The sequence below is a fragment of the Amycolatopsis sp. NPDC054798 genome, assembly GCF_053611505.1.
Genome location: NZ_JBSHAM010000107.1, coordinates 1 through 24589, shown reverse-complemented (window position 1 = coordinate 24589; position 24589 = coordinate 1). Strand labels below are relative to the sequence as shown.

Annotated in this window: 22 protein-coding genes; 10 read left to right on the top strand and 12 right to left on the bottom strand. The window is 71.5% G+C overall.

The genetic code is table 11. From position 1 onward, the window contains the following. Positions 1 to 5 precede the first annotated feature (5 nt). The 3 genes from ACWGIC_RS38730 to ACWGIC_RS38720 all read right to left on the bottom strand — a co-directional run bounded on the left by ACWGIC_RS38730 (position 6) and on the right by ACWGIC_RS38720 (position 2888). Positions 6 to 875 carry a manganese catalase family protein gene (locus ACWGIC_RS38730; protein WP_452080920.1) on the bottom strand — a complete coding sequence of 290 codons (870 nt, stop codon included), beginning with the start codon at positions 873 to 875 and terminating at the stop codon, positions 6 to 8. A 100-nt stretch (positions 876 to 975) separates the two neighbouring features. Continuing rightward, the gene (locus tag ACWGIC_RS38725) at positions 976 to 2463 is read right to left on the bottom strand and encodes an FAD-dependent oxidoreductase (RefSeq protein ID WP_452080919.1); all 1488 of its coding nucleotides are present in this window, start codon (positions 2461 to 2463) and stop codon (positions 976 to 978) included. Continuing rightward, the gene (locus ACWGIC_RS38720) at positions 2463 to 2888 is read right to left on the bottom strand and encodes a DUF4383 domain-containing protein (protein ID WP_452080918.1); all 426 of its coding nucleotides are present in this window, start codon (positions 2886 to 2888) and stop codon (positions 2463 to 2465) included. The genes ACWGIC_RS38725 and ACWGIC_RS38720 overlap by 1 nt, the downstream gene beginning before the upstream one ends. 401 nt (positions 2889 to 3289) lie before the next feature. Here ACWGIC_RS38720 and ACWGIC_RS38715 point away from each other — a divergent pair, with 401 nt between their 5' ends. After that, positions 3290 to 4309, top strand: a complete 1020-nt coding sequence (locus ACWGIC_RS38715) for a DNA topoisomerase IB (RefSeq protein ID WP_452080917.1) — start codon at positions 3290 to 3292, stop codon at positions 4307 to 4309. Positions 4310 to 4569: 260 nt separating this feature from the next. On the opposite strand, the gene ACWGIC_RS38710 is transcribed toward ACWGIC_RS38715, so the two are convergent. Next, positions 4570 to 5124, bottom strand: coding sequence for a DUF5994 family protein (locus ACWGIC_RS38710; RefSeq protein ID WP_452080916.1), 555 nt, complete (start codon positions 5122 to 5124; stop codon positions 4570 to 4572). Positions 5125 to 5705: 581 nt separating this feature from the next. Between ACWGIC_RS38710 and ACWGIC_RS38705 the strand changes: the two genes are divergently transcribed. Beyond that, positions 5706 to 6257: a DUF5994 family protein gene (locus tag ACWGIC_RS38705; RefSeq protein ID WP_452080915.1), complete on the top strand. Its 552-nt coding sequence runs from the start codon at positions 5706 to 5708 to the stop codon at positions 6255 to 6257. Positions 6258 to 6683: 426 nt separating this feature from the next. Here ACWGIC_RS38705 and ACWGIC_RS38700 read toward each other — a convergent pair whose 3' ends face one another. Then, on the bottom strand, positions 6684 to 7331 hold the full coding sequence (locus tag ACWGIC_RS38700; RefSeq protein WP_452080914.1) for a response regulator transcription factor: 648 nt from the start codon (positions 7329 to 7331) through the stop codon (positions 6684 to 6686). Between the two features lie 684 nt (positions 7332 to 8015). Between ACWGIC_RS38700 and ACWGIC_RS38695 the strand changes: the two genes are divergently transcribed. Continuing rightward, a complete protein-coding gene (locus tag ACWGIC_RS38695; RefSeq protein WP_452080913.1) occupies positions 8016 to 8459 on the top strand; it encodes a hypothetical protein in 444 nt (147 codons plus the stop codon). Positions 8460 to 8884: 425 nt separating this feature from the next. On the opposite strand, the gene ACWGIC_RS38690 is transcribed toward ACWGIC_RS38695, so the two are convergent. The 4 genes from ACWGIC_RS38690 to ACWGIC_RS38675 all read right to left on the bottom strand — a co-directional run bounded on the left by ACWGIC_RS38690 (position 8885) and on the right by ACWGIC_RS38675 (position 12157). Next, positions 8885 to 9241: an RGCVC family protein gene (locus tag ACWGIC_RS38690; protein WP_452080912.1), complete on the bottom strand. Its 357-nt coding sequence runs from the start codon at positions 9239 to 9241 to the stop codon at positions 8885 to 8887. Continuing rightward, the gene (locus ACWGIC_RS38685) at positions 9241 to 10059 is read right to left on the bottom strand and encodes a slipin family protein (RefSeq protein WP_452080911.1); all 819 of its coding nucleotides are present in this window, start codon (positions 10057 to 10059) and stop codon (positions 9241 to 9243) included. Before ACWGIC_RS38685 ends, ACWGIC_RS38690 begins: the two co-directional genes overlap by 1 nt. 587 nt (positions 10060 to 10646) lie before the next feature. Continuing rightward, positions 10647 to 11423, bottom strand: coding sequence for a GAF and ANTAR domain-containing protein (locus ACWGIC_RS38680; protein WP_452080910.1), 777 nt, complete (start codon positions 11421 to 11423; stop codon positions 10647 to 10649). Then, the gene (locus ACWGIC_RS38675) at positions 11420 to 12157 is read right to left on the bottom strand and encodes a GAF domain-containing protein (RefSeq protein ID WP_452080909.1); all 738 of its coding nucleotides are present in this window, start codon (positions 12155 to 12157) and stop codon (positions 11420 to 11422) included. The genes ACWGIC_RS38680 and ACWGIC_RS38675 overlap by 4 nt, the downstream gene beginning before the upstream one ends. 574 nt (positions 12158 to 12731) lie before the next feature. Here ACWGIC_RS38675 and ACWGIC_RS38670 point away from each other — a divergent pair. The 4 genes from ACWGIC_RS38670 (at position 12732) to ACWGIC_RS38655 (ending at position 16011) form a co-directional block, all read left to right on the top strand. Continuing rightward, a complete protein-coding gene (locus ACWGIC_RS38670; RefSeq protein ID WP_452080908.1) occupies positions 12732 to 13043 on the top strand; it encodes a hypothetical protein in 312 nt (103 codons plus the stop codon). A gap of 4 nt (positions 13044 to 13047) precedes the next feature. Then, positions 13048 to 14145 carry an AI-2E family transporter gene (locus ACWGIC_RS38665; RefSeq protein WP_452080907.1) on the top strand — a complete coding sequence of 366 codons (1098 nt, stop codon included), beginning with the start codon at positions 13048 to 13050 and terminating at the stop codon, positions 14143 to 14145. Between the two features lie 422 nt (positions 14146 to 14567). Further along, positions 14568 to 15074, top strand: a complete 507-nt coding sequence (locus ACWGIC_RS38660; protein WP_452080906.1) for a GNAT family N-acetyltransferase — start codon at positions 14568 to 14570, stop codon at positions 15072 to 15074. 145 nt (positions 15075 to 15219) lie between these two features. Beyond that, positions 15220 to 16011: an IclR family transcriptional regulator gene (locus ACWGIC_RS38655; RefSeq protein WP_452080905.1), complete on the top strand. Its 792-nt coding sequence runs from the start codon at positions 15220 to 15222 to the stop codon at positions 16009 to 16011. On the opposite strand, the gene ACWGIC_RS38650 is transcribed toward ACWGIC_RS38655, so the two are convergent. Continuing rightward, a complete protein-coding gene (locus tag ACWGIC_RS38650; protein ID WP_452080904.1) occupies positions 15998 to 18862 on the bottom strand; it encodes an FAD-binding and (Fe-S)-binding domain-containing protein in 2865 nt (954 codons plus the stop codon). The two genes, ACWGIC_RS38655 and ACWGIC_RS38650, sit on opposite strands and share 14 nt — an antisense overlap. Before the next feature lie 129 nt (positions 18863 to 18991). Here ACWGIC_RS38650 and ACWGIC_RS38645 point away from each other — a divergent pair, with 129 nt between their 5' ends. Together ACWGIC_RS38645 and ACWGIC_RS38640 are read left to right on the top strand one after the other, a co-directional pair. After that, entirely contained in the window at positions 18992 to 20257 is a 1266-nt protein-coding gene (locus ACWGIC_RS38645; protein WP_452080921.1) for a hydroxyacid-oxoacid transhydrogenase, read from the top strand. 16 nt (positions 20258 to 20273) lie between these two features. Beyond that, complete coding sequence (locus ACWGIC_RS38640) at positions 20274 to 21617, top strand: MFS transporter (RefSeq protein WP_452080903.1); 1344 nt, start codon at positions 20274 to 20276, stop codon at positions 21615 to 21617. On the opposite strand, the gene ACWGIC_RS38635 is transcribed toward ACWGIC_RS38640, so the two are convergent. After that, positions 21610 to 22500: an alpha/beta fold hydrolase gene (locus ACWGIC_RS38635; protein WP_452080902.1), complete on the bottom strand. Its 891-nt coding sequence runs from the start codon at positions 22498 to 22500 to the stop codon at positions 21610 to 21612. The genes ACWGIC_RS38640 and ACWGIC_RS38635 overlap by 8 nt on opposite strands. A 58-nt stretch (positions 22501 to 22558) precedes the next feature. Here ACWGIC_RS38635 and ACWGIC_RS38630 point away from each other — a divergent pair, with 58 nt between their 5' ends. After that, positions 22559 to 23356 (top strand): helix-turn-helix domain-containing protein, encoded by a 798-nt coding sequence (locus ACWGIC_RS38630; protein WP_452080901.1) that lies wholly within the window; start codon positions 22559 to 22561, stop codon positions 23354 to 23356. Here the strand turns inward: ACWGIC_RS38630 and ACWGIC_RS38625 are convergent. Beyond that, complete coding sequence (locus ACWGIC_RS38625) at positions 23328 to 24128, bottom strand: SigB/SigF/SigG family RNA polymerase sigma factor (protein ID WP_452080900.1); 801 nt, start codon at positions 24126 to 24128, stop codon at positions 23328 to 23330. The genes ACWGIC_RS38630 and ACWGIC_RS38625 overlap by 29 nt on opposite strands. Positions 24129 to 24589: the final 461 nt, after the last annotated feature.

Here is a 24589-nt window from a genome sequence, read left to right as displayed (position 1 = left end):
CGCTGTCACTTGGCTTTGTTCTTCACTTCCTTGGCTTTGCCTTTGAGCGAGCCTTTGGCGTCTTGCGTCGGCGAGTAGGTCCCGTACAGCGCGGGGTCCGGTTTCGGAGCGGTGCCGGGGCCGCCGAGCGGCTTCGGGTCGGTGAGGTACTCGATGCCCTCCCCGCCAAAGCTCCAGCCCGCCTTGGCACCGTCCGGGCCGTCCGACAGATGCCACACGGTGTTGTTGTGGTCCTGGTTCTCCTCGTCGAACAACGCGGTCGGCGCGATGTCGCTTTCCAGGCCGTCGGCCTTCAGTTCTTCGATCGCGGCGAGCCATTGCTTCTGGTGGACCGTGTCGCGCGCGAGGTTGAACTGCAGCATCGCCTTCACGCCGGGGTCGTCGGTCATCTGGTACAGCCGCGCGGTCTGCAGCCTGCCCTGCGCCTCGGCCGCCACGTTCGCGCGGAAATCGGCGAGGAGATTGCCCGAAGCGACAATGTACTTGCCGTTCCACGGCGTGCCGTTCGAATCGGCGGGCAGCGCACCGCCGCCGGCCACGATCGCCTGCTGCGGGTCCATCCCGCCGAGCACCGCCGCCATCACCGGGTCCTTCGCCGCAGCTTCCGCCGTCGCGGTCGCCGGAGCGCCCTCCAGCAGCCGCGCGACCATCGTGGCGAGCATTTCGACGTGCCCGATCTCCTCGGTGGCGGTGTCCATGATCAGGTCCTTGTACTTGCCCTCGATCCGGCAATTCCAGCCCTGGAACAGGTACTGCATGGTCACCGTCATCTCGCCGTACGCGCCGCCGATCAGCTCCTGGAGCTTGTGCGCGAACACCGGGTCGGGCTTCTCGGGCTTCGCCTCGAACTGGAGCAGTTTGGTGTGTCGGAACATCAGCGTCCTTCCGGATCGGGCCGGGGCGGGCAGTCCCGGCCGAGTCCGGCCCGAGTGCCCGCGAAAAGCCGTCCTACACACGGCAATCGGGGGCTCGTTTTCACGGATCCCGGCGGGGCAGCGGCGCGGTGGCGGGTCCTTCGAGCACCGTGCCGTCTACGTCGAACCGCGAGCCGTGGCACGGACAGTCCCAGCTCCGTTCGGCGGCGTTGAACCGCACGAAGCAGCCGAGATGCGTGCAGCGCAAGGAAACCCCGTGCAGCTCGCCTTCCCGGTCGCGGTAGACGCCCTTGCGGCCGCGCCCGTCCGGCAGCACCTTCGCCTGGTCCACGGCGATGTCGTCGGTGCTCTTCGCATCGGCGTGAGTGAGCCGGTCGCCGACGAAATCCTTCGCCACCTTCGCGTTCTGCTGCACCAGCTTCGGAGCGGAGCGCAACGAAACGCGTTGCGGGGAAAAGAGGTCCCGGTGCGGATGGACCGAGCCGGTGATCCCGTCGGCTACGACGGCCGCCGCCGCGGTGCCCATCGCCAGGCCCCACTTGCCGAATCCCGTCTCGACCCACAGCCGCTTGGCTCCCGGGAAGTACGGTCCGGCGATCGGGAGGCCGTCGTAGGCTTTCGGATCCTGCGCGGACCACCGGTGCGTGATCCCGTCGACGTCGAAGTGCCGGGCCGCGAACTCCCCCAGCTCCGTGTATCGCGCGAAGCCGACCGGATCGCCCGCCGGATGGCCCTGTCCGCCGAGGATCAACCGGTCCTCGTAGGAGGCGAACGACCACAATGGACTCCCGGCGCTGATCGCCAGCTCCTGCGGCGGCTTGCCGGACTTCAGCGTCGCAGCCACGCAGTAGGACCGCTGCACCTCCAGCCGGGGAAAGAACAACCCGCGGTCGAGGATCGGGTAGTGCGTGGCGACGACCACGGTCTGTGCGTCGAGCGCACCGTTCTCGGTCCGGATGCGATACGGCGGCGCCCCGCTGACCTGCAGCACCCGGCTGTCCTCCACTACACGCCCGCCCTCCGCTTCGACGGCATCAGCGAGCCCGCGCACGTAGTCGGCCGGATGGAGGGCGAGTTGCCCGGGCAGCCGCACCGCGCCGTGCACCGGTACCGGAAGGTCGAGCGCGGTAGTCCACTCGACCGGCAGACCGGCCTGCTGCGCGGCTTCGTATTCGGCGCGCACGGTGTCCACGTCGCCGGCGGCCATCGCGAAGGTCGCCGCGGGCAGCCTCCGGAGTCCGCAGTCGATCGGCTCGGCCAGCTCCGCCACCAGTTCGACCCCGGCCAGCGCGGCTTCGGCGTAGGCCGTCGCGGTGGCGGCGCCGTGTTCGCGGACGAGCGTCGAGTACACAGTGGACTGCAAAGCGGTGACTTTGGCGGTGTTGTTGCCGCTGGCCCCTTCGGCGACGCGGCCCGCTTCGAGAACGGTCACTCGCACCCCTCGGCGGGCGAGCAGCAGCGCGGTGGTCATCCCGGCGATGCCACCGCCGATGACGGCGACTTCGGCGCGTTCCCGGCCGCGCAGGGGCGACCGGCTGCTCGCCGAGGCAGTCGCGAGCCACAGGGATTGGTCGGCGGTAGTGGTCATCAGAGGCTCCGCCGGACGCTCATCGGGATCACGCCGAGCGCGATCATCACTACGGCCAGGCCCAGGTGCAGCCAGTTGTCAGCGGCGTTGACCGGGATGAAGTTGGCCGCGCTGGCGTGGTCGATCATGAGCCCGTACACCCACAGTGCCAGGTAGACCGCCCCGCCGACGACAAGGAAGGTTCTCGCCCCGACCGGGGTGCGGGCCAGCGCGAGCCCCGCGACGCCGAACAGCAGGTGCACGATGTTGTGCAGGATCGACACGCTGAACAGCCCGAGCAGCAACGCGCCCGAATGGTGCCCGGCCGCCGCGAGCTGCTCGTACTGCGTGGTGACGCCGGGAATGAACCCGAGGATGCCGACGAGCAGGAACACCGCGCCCACCCCGGCGGCGGCGGACTGGCGCGGCGCAACGGCAGAAGTCATGACCGGAGCCCTCCCTGGATCGCCCGCGCCGGGTCCGGCGCGGAGTTAGCCGGGTAGCCGGTTCGGCATCCGGCAAACCTCCCCGGGGGTGGTGCGATCGAGTGAGCACAGCTGAAGGGCGAGCCATGCGCGGCGGGCAACGGGACTGGACGGCTGGGGTCTGGACGGCTGGCCCAAACCCGACCGGCGTCCGGGTCCCGGTTCGAAGCGGGTCGCCGCAGCCAACGAGACCGCACCACCGGCCCCAAACGGCAGGCCACACCCCAAGCAGCGTCCGGGTCCCGGTTCGAAGCGGAACGCCGCAGCCAACAACACGGCAACACCAGGCCCGAACAGCAGCCCACAACCCAACCGGTGCCCGAATTCCGGTTTGAACCGCCCCGCCGCGGGCAACCGCGAGCATGCGGTTGCGGCGGAGCGAGCTGTCCTCGCCAGGCATCAAGCGGCAGCGGCGCGGCCGCGGTTTCCGGTACCTCGCGCCGGACGGCTCCCCCGTGACCGATCCCGGAACCCTCGAGCGCATCCGCGACCTCGTCGTCCCGCCCGCGTGGCGGCGGGTGTGGATCTGCCCGCATCCGAACGGGCACATCCAGGCCGTCGGCACCGACGACGCGGGCCGCCGCCAGTACCTGTACCACTCCGAATGGCGTCGCGCGCGGGACGAGGAGAAGCACGACCGGGTGCTCGCCCTGGCCAGCGAACTGCCGGACGTCCGTGCCGCCATTCGGAAAGACTTGCGCCGACGGCATCTGGACCGCCGGCGGGTGTCGGCGGCCGCGCTGCGGATGATCGACCGGGGTGTCTTCCGCAGCGGCGGCGAGGAATACGCCGAAACCAACGGCTCCCACGGCGCCACCACGCTGCTTCGGGAGCACGTGAAAATCAGCGGGGACGAGCTGACCTTCTGCTACCCCGCCAAAAGCGGGCTCGTCCGGTCGCTGAGCATGCACGACAGCGAACTCGCCGCCGTGCTCAAATCGCTCCGCCGCTGTCGCACCGGAACTTCGCGCCTGTTCGTCTACCGCACGGACGACGGCTGGCACGAACTGCACGCCAGCGACGTCAACGAGCGGTTCAAGGAACTCGCCGGCGAGGAGTTCGCCGTGAAGGACCTGCGCACCTGGCACGCGACGGTACTCGCCGCGGTCTCCCTTGCCGCTCAGGAGGTACCGGCCTCGCAGCGCGGCCGGGCGAGAGCGGCGAGCGCTGCGATAAAGGAGGTCGCGGTGGAACTCGGCAACACGCCCGCGGTCGCCCGGCGCTCGTACGTCGACCCTCGCGTACTGCGAGAGTTCGAGCGCCGCAGCACGATCCGGCGAGCCGTCCGCAAGGCCGACGCCGACGGGCTCGCGGACGAGGAATTGCGCGAGCGGATCGAAAAGGCGGTTATCCGGCTGTTGCGGCGGGCCTCCCGCGGGTGACCAGTGCCGGTTCTCTTGCCAGCCGGTTTCCGCTGGCGGGCGAGGAACGGACAGCGGACCGTACGCGGGGCCGAGCAGCATCGGGACACGATCGAAGCGCTGCGCGCGGGGCCGGGCTGCCGCGCGCTCTTGGACGGCGAACGCCCGGCGATGGCTGGCCAGGAGAGCTCCGTTCCGCGCTGCAGTCCGCGCCGGATTTCGTCCGCCCGCACCGCGGGGAACCACCGCGGCTGTTTCCCGGCAGGCCCAGCGGTCGCGCGCTACCGCGGGCCGCTCGCCCCGTCGGCGACCGCGCCGGGCCGCCTCCCGGCCCCGCCGCCTTCGGATTCCCAGCGGGCCAGCTCCCCTTCCCGGGGCGCGGGCAGCCACCGGCGGGGCAGGACGGCGGACTCGTCGAGGATCGTCTCCGGCCGCGCCTCGTTGTTCTGGTCCGCGGCTGCCGCCAGCGCCCGTCCGGCGGCTGCCGCGGCGGTCTGCGGCGGCACGACCAGCAGGGTGACCCTGCGCATGTTCCCGCCGGTCGCGTGCACCAGGTGCGGGTTCTGCGACCGGAATCCCTCCAGCCGCACCATTCTTCCCTGAAAAATCATCCGGCGGCTCGTGGCGGCCCAGGCGGACAGCGGGAACGCCACCCGCCACAGCGGCCCGATCGCGTCGGCGAGCGCGGCGGCGAGACCAGGCACCTCGGCCGCCAGATCGCCGGAACGCGGCCACCAGGCGCCGTCGACGGAACCGCTCGCCGACCTCGGAGGCTTGAGCCGCAGCCGGGCAATGGCCGGCGGGAAAACAGCAGGAACGCGGGGACGCGGGATCATGGAGTGCTCCGGACTCCGGCCACGACAGCCGGGATGACGAACATCGAAGACGGCGCCAGCATGGACACCGGCGTGCGAAATGCTCTCGATATCACCGAGCCTACGCCGCATTACCCGCGAACGTCGTCGTTTCCGTGCCATTTTCCAGGATTACCCACGATTTTCGCGCCGTCGCCGGACAGCGCCCCGATCGGCGGCCGGAGGGCAAGAAGCCCGCCGCGCGGCCCGCAATGACTGCCGGTTCCTTTTCACCACAGCGCATTCCGCCGCGACAGCACAGGTGCCGACGGGCTGAAGGCAGCCGTCTTCGACTGGAGTTCACCGGTTTTTCCAGAAATCCCGGCCAGGCCGCACGGCAAGCGTTGAGCCAGCTCCGGACCGGCCCGCGGAGCAAATTCCTTGTGGTGCTTCAGCACGCTTGCGGCACTGTCCGCCATTCCTTCGGGAAACGCGGCCTTCCCTTCGATTCCGGGGTGTAGTGTTGAGAGTGTCCGAGAGCATCTCGCACGTGGGCGGTCAAGCCCGCGTCGTCCTCGGCCCCAGTCCGGCCGGTGGCAGCGACCGGGGACGGGAACGCCGCCATGACCCCCAACCTCGACACCGCCGCCAGCACCCTTTCGGCCATGAAGGCCGCCGAGCCGCCTTGGCGCGTCCCACGCCTGCGGTCGAAGCCGGCCGGACGCGCCACGGGACACGTCGACGGCGCGTGGTGGCCTTACACCCGCGATCTCGCCACGGAACTGCCCGCGTTGCTCGGCCTGCTCGCTCTGCGGCTGGACCGGATCGAGCGCGTCGCCTACTGTCTCGCCGACTGGCCTCCGGCCCGGCGTGGCGTCACCGTGGACGGCGCGGTCGTCCGGCTCGAAGGATTCCGCTCGCAGCACCCCGGCACCGTGACCGTCATCGGAGCGTGGGGCCGGCTCCGGGTCACGCTGCTGGTCGTACCGCCGGATACCGAGCCCGCCGACGCGCGGCACATCCTGACCACCGCTGCGCACCGGGACAACCGCGACTCCGTCGAGACTCTGCTCGCCGCCCGCGGAGGCCGCGAGGCCAGGACGGCGGCGGGCTCCGGCGACGAGGCCGCCGAGCGCTGGGACGCCGAGGGCGGCCGCCTGCGCGCACCGGCCTGACCCCCGCCTCGGGACACCCCGGCGGAACGAACGGAAGGCTTCTCCGCCTGAGCGCGGGGAAGGGGTGGCCTCTTCCCGTCCTCCCCCGCGAAGGAGGCCACCCGCCAGCGCGGTCCCGCGCGGCGAAGCACACGGGTCTCGCGCCGTCCGCCGGTCTCCGGCGTGTTCGCGGACCCGCCGGATCGTCCGCGGCAGTGTGGCCACCGCCGCTGTCGCGGACAGGCCGGGCATCCCCGAGGACGAGGGTGCCCGGCCGCCAGCACGGCCGCCCACAGCTGCCGCGCCGAACACGAGAAGCCTCGGAGGCATCAGCTCTGCACGAGCACGCGACAGAACCCGCACGCTCGCCGCGGCGGTCAGGTCCGCGGTGACCGCGTGCGGTCCGGCGAAACCCGGCGAAGGCGTCCCGCCGCGGCGATCCGCCTGCTAGCCCAGCCGGAAGCCGACGCCGCGGACCGTGATGATCCAGGTGCTGTCGCCGAGTTTCTGGCGCAACGTGTTCACGTGGGTGTCGACCGTGCGGCTGGTGTTCGCCCGGGCCCCTTGCCAGACCTCGGCCATGATCCGCTTGCGCGTGACCACGATCTCGCAATTGCCGGCCAGAAGGTGGAGAAGCTGGAACTCCTTCCGGGTCAGGACCACGAGCCGGTCGTGCAGGCGGACCTCGCGCCTGCCGGCGTCGATGCGCAAGGGGCCGCGGGAAAGGACGCGCCCCGGAGGCCGGCGCACGCGGCGCGCGACCGCGTCCATGCGGGCGAGCAGCTCACGGATCCCGTAGGGCCGCGTGACACAGTCGTCCAGCCCCGCCTCGAGCCCGAGCACCCGCTCGGTTTCGGTGCAGGGCGGCGTGACCGCGATGACGTGCGTGTCCCCGGCCGTGCGGATCCGGCGGCAGACCTCGAGCCCGTCGAGGCCGTCGAGCGCGAAATCGAGGAGCACCAGATCGGCTCCGCGGAAGAGCCGCAGAGCCTGCGCACCGGTGTCGACGCCCCTGACCTCGTGGCCGTGTCGCCGCAACCGCCGGGTGAGGGTGTTGTCGATCCCGGGGTCCTGCTCCACGACAAGTACTCGCACGGAAATTCCTTTCTGGTGGGATGAGGCACGACGCGACGGTCCGGTCACCGCAGTGCGGCGGCGTCCCGAAGCAAGTTCGATGCGCGCTCCAGGCGACGACCTCGTCCGGCAATCCGAAGGAAATACCGCCTTCGCACGGATGTCGCGGACCCCGCCTCCGTCGGTTCGAAAATGCGAGCGGCTGCGCATACCGGGATCTGGGGCGATCTCTCCAGCGTACTCCGCGAAACGGAACCCGGTGGCTCCTGGAACGGATCTGTACCCGGTTGCGACGGACAGGACTCGGCGCGGCGGGCGAACCGGAGGTCCCGGCGCGCTCCGTCAGTCCACACTGGACAGATAACCCGGGTGCGCAGCCGGACACCGCAAGTGTCTTCGCACCGCCCGCCGTGCAGCGGGCCCGTTCCAGCCAGTACCGGAATTTGTCCTTTTCCTGCTGTCGCTGACATTCAGTCCCCGCAGGGTCGCCTTCGCGGGCTTCGCGGCGATCGCAAGGAACCCGGAATCGGCGCACCGCAACGGAATTCCCTCCCCCGCCTGGCCCGGCTCCGGAGTGCCCGGGACCCGTTTCCGGATCGGGCTCCGCGTGGACAAAGCCCCGTTCGCGAGCTACTGTCACAGTATTCCGACGTCGCCCCGGACCCCGGCCGCCACCGCGCTTTCCACCGATATCGAGGACGACACATGCCAGCCCCCATCCCCAGCCCCGCCCTGCGGGCGGGAGGTCTTCCCGGGCGCGCCAGATGCGGTCTCTGCGGAGAAACCGGCACGGCCGCGAACGCCCAAGGCGCGCTCGTCGCGGACTCCTCTGCCATCGACTCGTACGATTTCGCCTTCGACGGCCGCCGATACGTCAACGCGTGCTGTCCGGAACACATGCGCGCGCTGGTCGAAGAGGCCCGCGCGGCATGGTCCGCCGAAGAACAGTGGTTCGGCAGGTTGTGCCGGGCGAGCCTGCTGGGCACGATGCGCGACGCCGGCCTCGACGAGATCCGCGTCCACGCCCGCCTCGACGACGCGGCTTTCCGCGCCGCTCTCGCGTGGAATTCCGCGCGGAAAGCCGCCGTGCTCACCCTGCCGGGCGGACAGGTCCTGCCGTTGCGGCCGATCCCCGCGCCCGGCTGCTGAGACACCGAACGGAATTCGTTTCGAGCCCGTGCCCGGGTGCCGGTCGCGGGGCGTGTCCCGGGCACGGGGCTCCCGCCCGGCGGCCGCGCCGGGCCTTCGCCGCACAGGTCGCCCGGCCGCGATCTGGGCGAGGCGCGAGGTCCCGGCGGGAAAGCAGCCGCGTGCCGTGTTCGTCGTCAGCATGTCTCGTGCGGACCGCGATCCCGGACAGGTGGGAGAACTCCTGGCCGGACGGGCGCTTCCGGCCAGGAGCCGGGCATTCGCCGTGCCGGAGCGAAAGACCGAAGCCGGTTGCGGCGCATTGCGTTGCCCGGCAAGCAAACCTGGGCGGGGCGGACTGCCGCGACCCGATCCGAACCCGGCCCGGGCCTGCCTCGGCAGGCAGGCCCGGATGCTTCCAGCGGGACCGAAGCCGGTCCAGCGGCCTAGCGCCGCAGGTTTTCGGGTGCTTCGTCAAGGAGCCGCAGCAGCCGCACAGCGAGCGCGTGGCAGGCGGGGCCGCCGAGGCCGGCGTCTCGGTCGAGCAAGCCCCGCACCAGGGCGACCCGCTGATCGTAGCGGGACACGAAGACGGTTTCGGCGGACGCGGGCTGGTCCGCTTTCCTGGTTTCGCGGCTTCCCGCGGCGCAGGCGCAGCCCCGGTCGAGAGCACCGGCCGAGGTCGCCGCGCAGAAGCGGCTCGCGATCGAGTCGTGCCCGTCTCTCTCATGAGGACAGACCGGGCAGTCGCCGGCCTGAGCCGCGCCGGGCAGTTCGACGCGAGTCGCGGTCGGGGTCCTCATCAGCCGGACGCCGCCGATCCGTTCGGCACCGCCCCGGCGGGCGCGAGTTTCGCGGCCGCGTTCTCGCGGGCCACGAAGGAGCCCAGCTCTCCGATCGTGCTCATCAGCGGCGCGGGGAACACCACGGTGGTGTTCTTGTCCACGCCGATCTCGACGAGGCTCTGCAGGTTGCGCAGCTGCAACGCGAGCGGGTGCGCCATCATCGTGTCGGAGGCGTCGCCCAGCGCGGCCGCGGCCATCGCCTCGCCCTCGGCGCTGATGATCTTGGCGCGCTTCTCGCGTTCCGCCTCGGCCTGGCGCGCCATCGCCCGTTTCATCGCGTCCGGCAGCTGGATGTCCTTCAGCTCCACCAGGGTGACTTCCACGCCCCATTCGAGGGTCGCGACGTCGAGGATCTGCCGGATGTCGAGGTTGATGCTGTCGGTCTCGGACAGGGTTTCGTCGAGCGTGTGCTGCCCGACGACCTTGCGCAGGGTGGTCTGCGCGATCTGGTCGATCGCGGCGTAGACGTTCTCGATCGCGACGACCGACTTCACCGCGTCCCGCACCCGGAAGTACGCGACCGCGGACACGTCGACGCTCACGTTGTCGCGGGTGATGATGCCCTGGGACTGGATCGGCATCGTGATGATCCGGAACGTCACCCGGCGGAGCACGTCCACCGCCGGGACGATCAGCCGCAGCCCCGGTTCGCGCACGCCGATCACCCGCCCGAGCCGGAACAGGACCCCGCGTTCGTACTGCTTCACGATCCGGATGGCGGAGGCCAGCAAGGCCAGCACCGCCACCGCGGCCACCACGATCAGGAAAACGGCCATGACGCTCCAGACTCCGGCACTCGCCGGAGCTGGGAAAGCAGGACCGGCGTGCCGCGATCGTCACCACGTCGCACGCGAAGTCCGGGCGAACTACGGGGCGCCGGGGACGGCGCGGGCTCGACCGCTCGCGCACGGGATGCTCCCGGACACCGTCAACACTACGCGCTCGAGCACCGGCAGCGGCCGATCCGGCGGGACCGGTCCGGGGCGATCGGCAGCCCGCGCGCGAATCCGCCGCGGCTTTCCTCGCGCTGCCAGGGGCCGCTGGGGGGGTCAGGGCCGTCCCGGTCGGGAGAAGCCCAGCACGGCCGTGGCAGACCAGGCCGCCCGCACAGAGCCTGTCCGACGGCGTCGCCCGAGCCTCCGCAGCGGCGCACGATGCCGCGTTCACCAGAAGCGACCGGACCGCGCAGCGCTCAGCCCGCGCCCGGCGAGGCTTCGCGCGCGAAGCCCGGCGGCCCGGCCGGCAGCTCGGTTCGGCGGCACCGGGATCGGCCGAAGCGGCAGGCACCGGGCCAAGCGCGGTCTCTCCGCACCGCCGGTCCGGCTGCCGCGGTGCGCGTCCGGGCAGGCGGGTGCGTGCCTCGCTATCGGCGATCCCGGCCGCGGTGCCGGCTGCTCGGCGGCTCCGCCGGCTGAAGCACCGCGTCGGCGATCGCGTCGTCGGAGATCACGGCGAGCGCGAGCGCGCTGAGCAGCTGGTTCGTGGACCGGGCGTGGTTGCGCAGCAGGACGAAGGCCGCGGCGGGGTCAAGCTGGCTGCGCCCGGCCAGCACGCCCTTCGCCTGTTCGATGATCACCCGGCTGTTGAGCGCGCCCTGCAGCTGCTCGGCGAGCAGGTCGGCGCGGCGGACGCTCTGCTCGTGCAGGATGCCGATGGTGGCCACGTCGGCCAAGGCCCGCGCGGCACGCGCGGCGGAGTGCGGCAGCGCGCCGGGTTCGGCGCGGAAAAGGTTGAGCGCGCCGATGGTTTCGCCGCGCAGCCGCATCGGCACGGCGTGCACGGCACGGAACCCCTCCTCCCCGGCGCGCTCAGCGAACCGCGGCCAGCGCCGGGGCGGCTCCCGCAGATCCGGGGCGGAGACCGGCTCCCCGGTGCGGAAGGCGTCCAGGCAGGGTCCTTCGTCGGCCTCCAGCTGGAACAGCTCGGTGACCCGGACCTGCTCGGTCGAGCAGGACACCACTTGCAAGCGGCCCCGCTGATCGGACAGCACGATCCCGGCCGCGTCCGCGGGCAGCAGCCGCACGCAGTATTCGGCCAGCCGGTCCAACACGTCGATCACGTCGTAGTCGTCGACCAGCGTGTCGGCCAGGTCGACCAGTGCCTCGGCCAGCGCTGCCTCGTGGTCGTCGGCCGTTTTCATCGCAGCTCCTCGTCGTCGAATCGCAATCGCCGCGCGACCACGTCCCTGGCCACCTCGTCGATGGGCCGGTTGTGCGCGAACGCATAGGCTCGCAGCCGCGCCAGCGCGGTCGCCGCTGGCACCCCCGTCTGCCCGATTACCATCCCGGTGGCTTGGTAAACCTCCGTCCGGTGCAACGGCGCGCCGGACAGCCAGCCGGGCAGGCCCGCCGATCCCGGCCCGTCGGCATGCGGCTCCAGTGTCTCGCCCGCCCGGGCGCCGAGCAACGCCCACAGCGCGGCGTCCGCCGCCCGCAAGGCCCCCGCCAGCCCCTCCCCGGCCAGCGAGCCCGGTTCGCGGCGGTAGAGGTCCAGCACTCCGACCGTGATCGCGCCGAGCTGCAAGGGAAACACGAACAGCGCCCGCACTTCGGTCGCGCGCGCGGCATGGGCGAACATCGGCCAGCGTCCGTCGGCCACCTCCGCCAGATCGGCGACCAGCACCGGACGGCGCGCGGTGAACGCCTCGACGCACGGCCCCTCGCCCAGGCTGAACTGGAGCGCGTCCAGCTGTCCGGCCATCGGATCGCTGGCATAGACCGGCTCCTGCGCGTCCGCGCCCGTCATCATCGTGATCGCCGCGCCGCTGACCGGGAGGAACTCCACGCACGCCGCACCCACCCGGGACGGGCCGTCCGCGCCGCCGTCAGCGACGATCGCCCGCAGCCGCGCGCCGAGCCGAACGAGATCAACCACGCCGGGCCACCGCCGGCCGCGAAGCCGGCGAGCCGGGAGGGGCCCACCGCGCCATCCTCATCTCCGTCCGCCCGCCTTCGGCCCGCGCACCACGCCTCCGGCACAGTCCCGCCCGCGCCCTCGGAACGGGTCATCCCGGAACACTACACACCGTGCCCAGTTCCTTGCGGGAAACGCCGCCCGAGTGCCGGACGTTTGCCGCTCCGAGAGCGGACCCGCGGGCCCCGTCCTCGGAGCGGCCGGCTCGCCCCGGAGGGTCCGGCGCGAGCACGCGCTCGGCGGCGCGCGTCGTTTTCCCGAAACGGCAACCGGTTTCGGGCCTTCTCGTGCGACGCGGGCAGTTTGCGCGTCCTGGGAGATGCTGCCGGAAAGTCCGGCGGCTCTTCCGCCCGGACACCGAGCGAACTGCTTTCCGGCGCGCCGTCCGGACGGACGGCCCTGGCTCCCGGCGACGAGACCGCGCCGGGGCCAGCGCGGCGCGGTAAGGTCACCAGACAGCACGCGAGCGCCCAGACCCTGCTCTCGGACGACCGGCACCGGATCCGGTCCTAGATCCGCTAGGAGCAGAATCCTCATGACCGCCGCGAATACCGCCCCGCGGTTGCCGCCGGGGCCGAAGCCCTTTCGCGCAGCGGAGAACTCCCCTGGTGCGCCTGTCGCCGCCCAGGCCTTCCCGTCCGCTGCGTTGCCGGTCCCGGCAGCGGCGCCGGGCAGCTCGTTCGCCCGGGCTCCCGCCGCGCGGAGCCCCGTGTTCGGCCCGCACCGCGCCCCGCGCTCTTTCCGGCTCGACCGCGCCGCACCGTCCGGGACCGGCCCGGTGCGGGTTCCCCGGCGGCGCTCCGGCGCGCTGCCGGGCCCGGTCCGCGCCCCCGGACGGGAGAGCTGATCCGATGCGGGACCCCAGGTCTTCTCCTCCGGTGCCGCCCGGGCTCCGCGTCGCGGCCGCGCTGTCCTGGCGCCTGCTCGTCGTGGCGGCGGCGCTGACGGCACTGGGATTCGTGGCCGTCAAGCTGGCCTCGGTGCTCGTCCCGGTCGCGGTGGCGCTGCTGCTCGCCGGGCTGTTCGCGCCCGCCGTTTCCTGGCTGGCGCGCAAGAAGGTGCCGCGCGGGCTGGCGGCCGCGATCGTGCTGGTCGCCGGAATCGCGCTGGCCGGCGGCGTGGTGACGTTCGTGGTCGTCACCGTCAGCGCGGGGATGCCCGCGCTGATCGACCAGATCTCCGCGAGCCTGACCGATCTGCACACCTGGCTGCGGACCGGCCCCCTCCGGCTGAGCCAGGGCCAGCTCGACGAGATGCTCGGCAACCTGACCTCGATGCTCGGCCGGAACAAATCGGCGATCGCCTCGGGCGCCCTCACCACCGCGGTCACCGTCGGGGAACTGCTCGCCGAGTTCCTGCTCACGGTGTTCTGCCTGATTTTCTTCCTCGCCCAGGGCAACACGATCTGGGCGTTCGTGCTGCGGGCGGCGCCCGCACACCTGCGCGACCGCGTCGACGCAGCGGGGCGCAGCGGATTCACCACCCTGGCGCACTACATCCGGGGCACCGCCGCCGTCGCGTTCGCCGACGCCGCCGGCATCGGGCTGGGGCTGGTGATCGTCGGGGTTCCGCTGGCGGCTCCGCTGAGCACGCTCGTTTTCCTCGGCGCGTTCGTCCCGGTGATCGGCTCGGTGCTCGCCGGCGCGGTCGCCGTCCTCGTCGCGCTGGCAGCCAACGGCTGGCTGGCGGCCGTCGTCGTGCTCGCCGTCGTGGTCGGCGTCATGCAGGTCGAAAGCCATGTCCTGCAACCGCTCCTGCTCGGGCGGGCGGTCCGGCTGCATCCGCTGGCCGTCGTCCTCGCGCTCGCCGCCGGGCTGGTCGCCGCCGGGATCGTGGGCGCTCTGCTCGCGGTGCCGCTGCTCGCCGTCGTCAGTTCGGGCGTGCGAAGCCTCGCCGCCGTCCCGCCGGACGACGCCGCTCCCGGCGACGACGAGCCGCCGCGGGTGTAGAATCGGGTCGCCGAGAGCATCTCGCGCGCCGGCGGAAGAGCAGGCGCCGTCCTCGGCTCTCCTTCACATCGGTCCCCGCGATCGGGACGGGACAACGGCATGACGCCGGAGCCGAACGCCAGCACCCGCACGTCCTTCACCCTCCCCGGTACGCCTCCCGCACCGGGGCAGCGCACGGCCGGGACGGCGCGCCCGCGGTCCAAAAAGGACAGTTCGGTGCGGCGGGGCGGGATCGCCGCCGTCGCGGATCGCGCACCCCGTGGTGCCGGCGCGGGAGACGGACGGAGCGCGGTTCGCCGCGGAAGCCGGCGACGAACCGGGCACTCGCCGCTCCGCCGGAGGACGGCGGGCACGTTCGCCGGATCCCGCGGCACCGGGATGCCGGCCACCGCCGCCTGCCGCGTGCCGCGGCCCGGTCCGGCATGACCGCGAGCACCCCGCCGGTGAAAGCGCTCCTCGCCGACGGAGAGATCGTGTGGGTGCGCAGGCTGGAGCCGGGCGACATCGCCGAACTCCAGTCGCTGCGGACCCGGCTGTCCGGCCGTGACCGCGGCCTCCGGTTCTTCGGGCTGGGCGACACGGGGCTGTCCGCACTCGCCGAGCAGCTCTCGGCCCGCTCAGGCGTCGGCCCGACCTCGGTCGGATGTTTCCAGCACGCCCGGCTCGTCGGCGTCGCACAGTACGAGATCGCCGGCGATCCGGCCCAGGCGGAGGTCTCCCTGGTCGTCGACCGCCGCGCCCCGGTCCTCGGCGTCGCGACGCTGCTGCTGGCTCAGCTCGTCTTCTCCGCCGAACACGAAGGCGTACGGATGTTCGTCGCCGACGCCGGTACGGAGGACTCGATGATGCTCGGCGTGTTCTCCGCGCTGGGCATCCCGTTCCAGGCCCGGCGGAACCCTCCTCCGCGAGGGACCGCGCCGGGCCGCTGAGGCACCCGCCGCGCCGGTCGTCGCGAGGCCGGGCAACACCGGCTGACCATTGCTCGCCCGGCCCGGATCGGGTGCGCCGCGCCGCGCCGGCCGCGGCACGCGTTAACCTGGCCTGAACCGACAGCGCGAGAACGACGGAACCCAGGTGAACCAGACCGGAGCACAGCCACCAGCCGGAACCCAGGCCATCCGCCGAGCGCTCGGCATCCTGCGGCTCCTCATGGACGAGGACGGGGAACTGCCGCTGTCCGCGATCGCCCGCAAACTGGACCTCACGCCGGGCACGACGCACCGCGTGGTGGGCGCGCTGAGCGCCGACGGGCTCGTCGCGCACAATCCCCGCACCGACAGCTACCACCTCGGCCCCGGCGCGATCTTGCTCGGCCAGGCCGCCCAGCGGGTGCACGGGCTCCAGCTCGCCCTGCCGGTCATCCAGCGGATCAACGCCGACACCGGCGAATCGGTCAACATCACCATTCGCGAGGGCAGCGAATCCGTGGTGCTGCTGCGCGCCCAGTCGACGCTGCCGCTGCGGTTCGAACAGCATCCCGGCGCGCGTTTTCCGTTGTACGCCACGGCGTCTGGCAAGGCGATGCTCGCCAATTCACTCGACGCGGAGTCCTATCTCGCGAGCCTCCCGGAGCAGCTGCCCGCGCTGACGCCGCACACCCTCGCCACCCGCGACGACCTCGCGCTGGAGCTGGCCGAGACCCGGGATCGCGGGTACAGCATCGACAACGAGGAAAACGTCGCCGGAGTCCGGTGCGTCGGGGCGGGGGTCCTGGACGAACGCGGGCTGGCCCGAGCGGCGGTGGTCATCCAGGTCCCGACCGTGCGGCTGCCCGAGGACCGGGTCGCCGAGCTGGGCGCCCTCGCGATCGAGGCGGCGAAGGAGATCGCTCCCTTCCTCCCGCCGGACCGGCTCACTCGGTACTGAGCCCCAGCGCGCGGGCGGTCAGCGAAGCGAGGTGCTCGGGCCGATGGCCGGAAAGCTGCCGGATCTGGGTCCGGCAGCTGAAACCGTCGGCGTGCACCACAGTGCCTTCCCGCGCCGCGCGCAGAGCGGGCAGCAACTGATGCTCGGCGACCGCGACAGAAACGTCGTAATGGCCCCGCTGGAACCCGAAATTCCCCGCCAGGCCGCAGCAGCCTTCGCGCAGCACGTCGGAATGCCCGGACAACCGGCTCAACAGCTGCGAGTCGGCGTCGTAGCCGAGGTCCGCGTGCTGGTGACAGTGGACCTGAGTGAGCACCGGGGCCTCGGATTTCGCCAGTGCGGGAAGTTCGCGCTCGCCGACGTGCTCGGCGAAAGTGCGCACACTGCGCTTCAGCAACGCAGTCCGCGGGTCCTCGGGCAGCAGCTCGGCTCCGTCCTCCCGCAGGGTCGCGGTGCAGCTGGGTTCCAGGCCGATCACCGGAATTCCCTGTTGCAGCCACGGGTCGAGCGCCGCCAGCGAGCGGCGCAGGACCCGCCGCGCCGCGGGCAGCTGGCCGGTGCTGTGCCAGGTCAGTCCACAACAGACAGTCCGCTCCGGGAGGACCACCTCGTGGCCGAGCGCCTCCAGCACCGCGACCGCGTCCCGGCCGACCTGGGGGTCGAAGAAATTCGTGAAGGTGTCCGGCCAGAGCACGACCTTCGACGCCGAGGTCACCCGTTCCCGGCGACGGAACCACGAAGCGAACGTGGGCGAAGCGAGCTTCGGCAATTCGCGTTCGGCGGCGATCCCGCCGAGCCGGTTCAGGGCCGGGCGAAGCGGGCCTGACGCGACGGCGTTGATCGCGCGGGCGAACGGCGCGCCCAGCCGGAGCCAGCGCGGCAGCGCGCCCATCGTGTAGTGCGACATCGGGCGGATCCGGCGTTCGTAGTGGCGGCTGAGGAATTCGGTCCGGTAGGAAGCCATGTCGACGCCGACCGGGCAATCGGATTTGCACGCCTTGCAGCCGAGGCACAGGTCGAGCGCGTCGCGGACCTCGGGGGAACGCCAGCCGTCCTCGATGACGTCCCCGGCGAGCATTTCGAACAGCAGCCGCGCCCGGCCCCGGGTCGAGTGCTCCTCCTTGCCGGTGGCGCGATAGCTCGGGCACATCATCCCGCCGGACGCGGACACGCATTTGCCCACGCCGACGCATCGACGGGACGCCGCGGCCAGGTCGCCGCCGTCGGCGTGCAGGGCGAGCCGGGCGCGGGTCGGCAGGACCGGCGGCGCGATGACGGTCCGGAGATCGGCGTCCAGCGGCGCGGGATCGACCACCCGGCCGGGGTTCATGCCGTTCGAAGGATCGAAGGCGGCCTTGAAGTCGGCGAACGCTTGCATCAAGCGCGGTGAGAACATCAGCGGCAGCAATTCGGCTCGCGCCTGTCCGTCGCCGTGCTCGCCGGACAGCGAACCGCCATGGGACACAACGAGTTCCGCCGCCTCGACCATGAACGACCGATAGGCTTCCTTCGCTTCCGGTGCGGCCATGGGGAAATCGATCCGCACGTGGAGACAGCCGTCGCCGAAGTGGCCGTAGACGACGCCCTTGCGGCCGTGCTTGTCCAGCAGCAGGTCGAATTCGCGCAGGTACGCGCCGAGCCGGTCCGGCGGGACCGCGGAGTCCTCCCACCCGGACCACGCCTCGGACCCGTCGGCCAGCCGCGTCGCGAGACCTGCGCCTTCCTCCCGGATGCGCCAGAGTTTCCGTTGCGCCACGGGATCTTGCACCACGAGCGAAGAAGCGCCGACCTGCGGGGCGCGAGCGGCGACCTGGTGCGCGACAGCAAGAGCTTCCGCCGCGTCGTCGCCGCCGGTTTCCAGGTACAGCCACGCCGTTCCGTCCGGCAAGGTGCTGCGGTCGCCGGGTTTCCGGGCGTCGAGAGCGGCGACGAGACCGGCTTCGATGCCTTCCATGGTCAGCACCGGAAGATCGAGCAGCGCCGGGACCGCGTCGGCGGCGGCGATGCTGTTCTCGAAGCCCAGCACGGCGAGGGCTCGGGTCGCCGGAATCGGAGCCAGATCGACCACCGCGCTCAGCATCGTCGCGCAGGTGCCCTCGGAGCCGACCAGAGCCTTGGCGACGTCGAAACCGTTCTCCGGCAACAGGTATTCGAGGTTGTACCCGGACACTCGGCGCGGCAGTTTCGGGTAGCCGAGGCGGATGTCGGCCAGGTACTCGTCGCGCAAGTCCCGCAGGCGGCGGTACAGCACGCCGACCGAGTCCTCGCGCGCGCAGAACTCTTCCAGCTCGGCCGGGGACGTCGGGCCGACCTCCAGCCGGGTCCCGTCGAGCAGGGCGATTTCCAGCGCGCGGACGTTGTCGACCGTCTTGCCCCACGCCACCGAATGCGAGCCGCAGGCGTTGTTGCCGATCATGCCGCCGATCGTGCAGCGGCTGTGCGTCGACGGATCCGGGCCGAAGGTGAGCCCGTGCCCGGCGGCCCGTTCGCGCAGCCGGTCGAGCACCAATCCGGGTTCGACGCGCGCGGTGCGGGCAACGGGATCGAGGTCCAGCACGCGGTTGAGGTGCCGGGTGAAGTCCAGGATCACCGCGCGGTTCGCGGCCTGCCCGCCGATGCTGGTCGCCGCGCCGCGCGGCAGGACCGGCGCGCCGTGCTCCGCGCACACCTTCAGCGCGGCCAGCACGTCTTCGGCGCTGCGCGGCCGCACCACGAGCAGCGGGACGTGCCGGTAGTTCGACGCGTCGGTGGAGTGGGTGGCGAGTGTGGCCGGATCGCCGGCGACTTCGCCGGACACCGCCAGCGCGAGTGCTTCCTGCAGTGCCGAATGCGAACGGGCTCGGGCCGGCATGGGCGTCTCCTGGGAAATCGGGGGTTCACAGCGCCGCGGTCCCCGGGCTACCGTGAAGGCTCGCCACATAGTGGATATAGCTTCCACATGTTGTCAACTTCGACGTGAGGAGTGGTCTCCTTGACCGACATGCCCCGCAACGAAAGCGTGTTCACCTGGGCGGCGCCCCCGCTGAAGTTCGGCGCCGGCGCGCTCGACGAGCTGGGCGCGGAGGTGGCCGCCCGGCAAGCCAAGTCGTGCCTGATCCTCACCGACCCCGGCGTCCGCGCCACCGGCATCCCGGACCGGGCGCTCGATGCGATCCGCGCGGCCGGGGTGAAGAGCGAGATCTTCGACGGCGTCGGCGTGGAACCGACCGACGAGAGCATCGACGAGGCGGTCGCCTACGCCCGCCAGGAGGAATGGGACTGCTTCGTCGCGATCGGCGGCGGCTCGGCGATCGACACCGCCAAGGCCGTCAACCTGCTGACCACGCATCCCGGCGAGCTCCTCGACTTCGTGACGCCACCCATTGGATCCGGCAAAGCCCCGTGGCTGCCGCTCAAACCGCTGATCGCCGTGCCCACCACGGCAGGCACCGGTTCCGAATCGACCACGATCTGCGTCGTCGACCTGCTCGGCCTGCACCTCAAGGCCGGGGTCAGCCATCCGTCGCTGCGCCCGTCGCTGGCGGTCGTCGACCCGCGCACAACGATCAGCCTGCCCTCCGCGGTGACCGCCGCCAGCGGCATGGACGTGCTGTCGCACGCGCTGGAGAGCTACACCAGCGTCGCGTTCGACGCGAAGCCCGCGCCGGAAGAGCCGATGAAGCGACCGGCTTTCTGCGGCTCCAACCCGATCAGCGACGTCTGGTGCGAGATGGCCTTGACGTTGGTGGGCAAGCATTTGCGCGCCGCTGTCCTCAATGGACGCGACCTGGCCGCGCGTACTCAGATGGCGCTCGCTTCCACCTACGCCGGAACCGGTTTCGGCAACGCGGGCACCCACCTGCCGCACGCCAACGCCTACCCGATCGCCGGGGCGGTGAAGCAGTACCGCGCCGAGGGCTACCCGGAGATGCCGATGGTCCCGCACGGCCAGGCGGTTTCCGCGACCGCCGCCGAGGTGTTCCGCTGGACCTATCCCGCGTCGCCCGAACGGCATCTGCACGCCGCGCACCTGCTGTCCGGCGGGCAGACTTTCACCGCCACGGACGGCGCCGACGCGCTCCCCCACGTGCTCGCCGAGCTGATGGCCGACATCCAGATGCCGAAGGGACTGCACGCGTTCGGGTACGGCGACGAGGACATCGACACTCTCGTCGACGGCACGCTCAAGCAGACCCGCCAGCTGGCTGTCGTGCCCCGTCCGGTCACCCGGACCGCGCTCGAAGACATTTTCCGCCGTTCGCTCTGACCACCGGGAGTTATCAATGGCGACAACTCCTGCGAAGAGCACCGGCGAAACCGACGTCCGCCTGGTGGTCGCGTCCAGCGTGTTCGGCACCACCGTCGAGTGGTACGACTTCTTCCTGTACGGCACCGCCGCGGGGCTCGTCTTCAACAAACTCTATTTCCCCGGCTCGGATCCCCTGGTCGGCACCGTGCTGGCCTTCGCGACCTTCGCGCTCGGGTTCCTCGCCCGCCCGATCGGCGGCTTCGTCTTCGGCCACCTCGGCGACCGGGTCGGGCGCAAGAAGATCCTCGTCGCGACCATGCTCATCATGGGCACCGCGACCTGCCTGATCGGGCTCCTGCCCGACTACCGGATGATCGGCCCGGCCGCGCCGATCATCCTCGTCGTCCTCCGGCTGGCCCAGGGCGTCGCCGTCGGCGGCGAATGGGGCGGGGCCGTGCTGATGGCCACCGAATACGCCCCCGCCGGGAAACGCGGTCTCTACGGCAGTTTCCCGCAGATCGGGCTGGCCATCGGGCTCACCCTCGGCACCGGCGTGCTGGCGCTGCTGAACGCGATCACCAGCGACGAGGCGTTCCTGTTGTGGGGCTGGCGGATCGGCTTCCTGCTGTCGGCCGTGCTCGTGGTGGCGGGCCTGCTGATCCGGGTCAAGGTCATGGAAACCCCGGCCTTCCGCACCATGGCGGCCGAGGAGGGCACCGCCACCGTCCCGGCCGTCGAACTGGTCCGCGACCGGCTCTCCCGGCGGCACCTGCTGCTCGGCATGGGCAGCCGGTTCACCGAGGGCGTGGCCTTCAACGCCTGGGCGGTCTTCGTGATCTCCTACGGCAGCGGAACGCTGAAACTGGACCGGCAGCCGCTGCTGATCGGGGTGATGATCGCGGCCGCGGTGATGGTGGTGTTCATCCCGGTGTTCGGCAGAGTCTCCGACCGGCTCGGCCGCCGGAAAACCTTCACGACCGGAGCCGTGACGACGCTGGTGCTGGCGATCCCCGCACTGGCGGCACTGCACAGCGGCAATCCCGTGCTGATCACGCTTTCCCTCGTCGCGGTGCTGGGCATCAGCTACCCGGTGATGTACGGCCCGCAGGCGGCGTTCTACGCCGAGCTTTTCCCGATTTCGCGACGCTGCACCGGCATTTCGGTCGTCTACCAGCTCTCCGGCGTCGTGGCCTCGGGGCTCACCCCGCTGATCCTCGCCTACCTCGCCGGCCGGACCGGCACCACCGGCATCCTGGTCTACCTCGCGGCGACCACGGCGGTGAGCGTCGTCTGCACGCTGGCGATCCGGCAGAGCGATCTGTTCGACGACGACGTGCGGGCGTCCGCACCGGCCAAGGAGGTTCCGCGCTTCACGTGAGCGACCGCGTTCCGGGCGGCTGGACCGTCGCCCGGAACGCGGCGATCGCTTCGAGAATCCGCGCCCGGTCGGCGGGCCGGAGGTACAGGTAATGCCCCGCGTCGGCCAGGATTTCCGCCTCGGCGTGCGGGACGAGCCGCCGGAGCTTGGCCGCCGCCGCGACCGGATCGTGGACGACGCTGCGTCCGCCGAACAGCGCCAGCACCGGCGTCCGGATCGCGCGGAGGGCGTCGTCGGGCGGACAGGTCTGGAGCGGGATCCGGGCGCGATACGCCCGGATCCCGGCGACGACCACCTGCGCGGCGAGCTGGTCGTACACGTCCTCGCCCGCTGACCAGGTCACGAAGCGCCGCCAACCGCGGTCGCGGTTCAGCACTATCGCCGTGAGAGCGCGGCGCAGAGTGGCCGCCGAGAACTTGGCGCTGACTGTTGTCGGGTCGAGCAGGCAGATGGCGGCGAGCCGATCCGGGGCGTGGATCGCCTGGTTGACCGCGTGCCAACCACCGGTCGAGCCGCCGACGAGACAAACGTCGCTCAGCCCGAGGGCGGCCAGGACGTCGTCGAGGCCGAGCGCGCGGTCGCGGATGTCGGCGAAGGGCCTGGTCTGCACGCTGCGTCCGGCCTCGCCGAGCGTGTCGACGGCATAGACCGGGCCGTCGAGCCCCGGGATCAGCGACGCGTAACAAACTGACGTGTTCATGAGGCCCGGCAGGAGCACGATCGGGCGCTCCCCTTCGCCGAAGCGGTAGACGCGGGCGGTGCCGTGGCGGCACGCGACGTCGAAGACCTCGCCGGGCGGCGGGCACTCCCGCAGCGCCCGGTCGTAGAGCGCGAAATAACGTTGCTGTGCCTCAGGATTCTTGAACCTGCCGATTTTCTTCATGCCCGGGACGCTAGGTCGTCCCACCCCGGCCGGTCTTGGACGAAAGTAAGGTGGCGGCATGGCAGAGTGGTCGCTCGTCGTCCCGCACCGGGAAATCACGACCGCACGCGGACGGCACGTCTTCGGGGGTTCGCGAGTCCCGGGCGTCCTGGACTACGCGGGCCACGAGTTCCCGGATTCCGCCGCGCTGCCTTGGCGGGTAACGCCTCTGGGCGCGATCACCATGATCCTGGACTTCGAGGCGCCCGTCCGGTCGCTGCCGCTGTCGCCGGTTTTGGGACTGCGGGACCGCCCCCTGCTCGTGTCGCAAGCCGGGCCCGCACAGGGGATCACCGTCGCGCTGACCCCGCCCGCCGCGCACGCGCTGTTCGGGCTGCCGCTGCGGCTGCTGGCGAACGCGTGCGTCCCCGCGTCCGACCTTCTCGGCCGCGACGCCGACCTGCTGACCGAACAGCTCGCGTCGGTGCCCGGCTGGGGCGCGCGCTTCGCCCTGCTCGACGACTTCCTGCTTCCGCGTGTGCTGTCCGGCCCGGCGCTGGCCCGGCCGGTGGAAGCCGCGTGGCACCGGCTGACCTCCGCACCGGCCCGCGTCGACGCAGTGGCCGCCGAAATCGGCTGGACGCGGCAGCATCTGGCCGTCCGCTTCCGCGAGCAGATCGGCCTCTCGCCGCGCACCGCGGGGCGGATCGCCCGCCTGCACCGCGCGGTGTCCCGGCTCCCGGCCGCCCGATCGTGGGCGGAGCTGGCGATCCGCTGCGGTTACGCCGATCAATCCCACCTCAACCGCGACTTCCGCAGCCTGACCGGGTGCACGCCGACCGAATACGTCAGCGGGCAGCGACCGCCGCCTCGGTGAGCTGCTCCCGCAAAGTGCTCAGCGTCCGGGCCAGCAGCCGCGAAACCTGCATCTGCGACAGCCCGACCTTATCGGCGATCTGACTCTGCGTCATGTTCGAGAAAAACCGCATGACGAGAATCGCGCGCTCGCGCTCCGGAAGCGCCCGCAAAAGGGGCTTGAGCGTTTCCCGGTCCTCGAGTTTTTCGATTTCGGGATCGTTTTCCCCGAGCGTGTCCGCCAGCGCGACCGAACCGCTGTCGTCGTGGGCCGGGTAGTCGATCGAGGCCGCCTGGTAGGCGTTCCCCGCGTGCAGGGCTTCCGTCACCTCGTCGAGATCGAGGTCGAGGTGGCCGGCGAGTTCGCGCGCGGTGGGCGCGCGGCCGAGGCGCTGGCCCAGTTCGGTGGCGGCCTGGCCGATCGTCAGATGGAGTTCCTTGAGCCGCCGCGGGACCCGGACCGACCAGGTGTGGTCGCGGAAGTACCGGCGGACCTCGCCCATCACCGTCGGGACGGCGAACGCCACGAAATCGGTCTGCCGGGCCGGGTCGTACCGGTCGACGGCGTTGATCAGGCCGATCCGCGCCACCTGGAGGAGGTCTTCGGACGGCTGCCCGCGCCGGGCGAACCGCCGGGCGATGTGCTCGGCCAGCGGCAGGTGCTCCTCGATGAGGCGGCGGCGCAGCCGGGAGTGCTCGCCGGTGTCCTCGGCGAGGCGGCTGATCTCCTCGAACAGGACGGCGCAGTGCCGGTAGTCGTCGCGCCGGGTGCGGGTCATGGTCGCCGCGGTCATGGAGATCCTCCTGACTGAAGGGAACGTGACTCGGGTAGTGCCGTGGGGCGCGTCGCCGACGCTAATCATCCTTAATGGACAGTGCCCGGCGCCGCAAGGCGAGCGGGCCGGGGCGCGGCGCGTTCGCCTGGTCGCCAAGCAGCCGGAGGATCATGGCCGGGTGATACCCGCCTGGGGACACGATTAATCACCCGGCCACCCGAATGGGGGCTCAAGCCGTCGCGGCGATGCGGAGCACCGGCCGCGCGCTGACAGGTCGCGGGACTTTCCGGCTCCCGCAGAGGTCCGTGAGGGGACCCCTGAGGGAATCGGGTTCCCATGCCAGGGACTTAAGCCGGGCGACCTCGGCCTGCCGACTGTCCACACGGAACGCCAACCCAGCCGAAACGCCCGATCGATACCCTCCTGACCGTTTCTATGGTCTGTGAGGGGCCCCTTGAGGGAATCAGATTCCCTCATGG

Coding starts and splice junctions, on each gene's coding strand:
- ACWGIC_RS38720 (WP_452080918.1), bottom strand. CDS start 2,888: ATGACTTCTGCCGTTGCGCCGCGCCAGTCCGCCGCCGCCGGGGTGGGC.
- ACWGIC_RS38645 (WP_452080921.1), top strand. CDS start 18,992: ATGCCCCGCAACGAAAGCGTGTTCACCTGGGCGGCGCCCCCGCTGAAG.
- ACWGIC_RS38730 (WP_452080920.1), bottom strand. CDS start 875: ATGTTCCGACACACCAAACTGCTCCAGTTCGAGGCGAAGCCCGAGAAG.
- ACWGIC_RS38665 (WP_452080907.1), top strand. CDS start 13,048: ATGCGGGACCCCAGGTCTTCTCCTCCGGTGCCGCCCGGGCTCCGCGTC.
- ACWGIC_RS38640 (WP_452080903.1), top strand. CDS start 20,274: ATGGCGACAACTCCTGCGAAGAGCACCGGCGAAACCGACGTCCGCCTG.
- ACWGIC_RS38635 (WP_452080902.1), bottom strand. CDS start 22,500: ATGAAGAAAATCGGCAGGTTCAAGAATCCTGAGGCACAGCAACGTTAT.
- ACWGIC_RS38705 (WP_452080915.1), top strand. CDS start 5,706: ATGACCCCCAACCTCGACACCGCCGCCAGCACCCTTTCGGCCATGAAG.
- ACWGIC_RS38660 (WP_452080906.1), top strand. CDS start 14,568: ATGACCGCGAGCACCCCGCCGGTGAAAGCGCTCCTCGCCGACGGAGAG.
- ACWGIC_RS38670 (WP_452080908.1), top strand. CDS start 12,732: ATGACCGCCGCGAATACCGCCCCGCGGTTGCCGCCGGGGCCGAAGCCC.
- ACWGIC_RS38625 (WP_452080900.1), bottom strand. CDS start 24,128: ATGACCGCGGCGACCATGACCCGCACCCGGCGCGACGACTACCGGCAC.
- ACWGIC_RS38715 (WP_452080917.1), top strand. CDS start 3,290: ATGCGGTTGCGGCGGAGCGAGCTGTCCTCGCCAGGCATCAAGCGGCAG.
- ACWGIC_RS38710 (WP_452080916.1), bottom strand. CDS start 5,124: ATGATCCCGCGTCCCCGCGTTCCTGCTGTTTTCCCGCCGGCCATTGCC.
- ACWGIC_RS38680 (WP_452080910.1), bottom strand. CDS start 11,423: ATGAAAACGGCCGACGACCACGAGGCAGCGCTGGCCGAGGCACTGGTC.
- ACWGIC_RS38695 (WP_452080913.1), top strand. CDS start 8,016: ATGCCAGCCCCCATCCCCAGCCCCGCCCTGCGGGCGGGAGGTCTTCCC.
- ACWGIC_RS38650 (WP_452080904.1), bottom strand. CDS start 18,862: ATGCCGGCCCGAGCCCGTTCGCATTCGGCACTGCAGGAAGCACTCGCG.
- ACWGIC_RS38725 (WP_452080919.1), bottom strand. CDS start 2,463: ATGACCACTACCGCCGACCAATCCCTGTGGCTCGCGACTGCCTCGGCG.
- ACWGIC_RS38690 (WP_452080912.1), bottom strand. CDS start 9,241: ATGAGGACCCCGACCGCGACTCGCGTCGAACTGCCCGGCGCGGCTCAG.
- ACWGIC_RS38685 (WP_452080911.1), bottom strand. CDS start 10,059: ATGGCCGTTTTCCTGATCGTGGTGGCCGCGGTGGCGGTGCTGGCCTTG.
- ACWGIC_RS38630 (WP_452080901.1), top strand. CDS start 22,559: ATGGCAGAGTGGTCGCTCGTCGTCCCGCACCGGGAAATCACGACCGCA.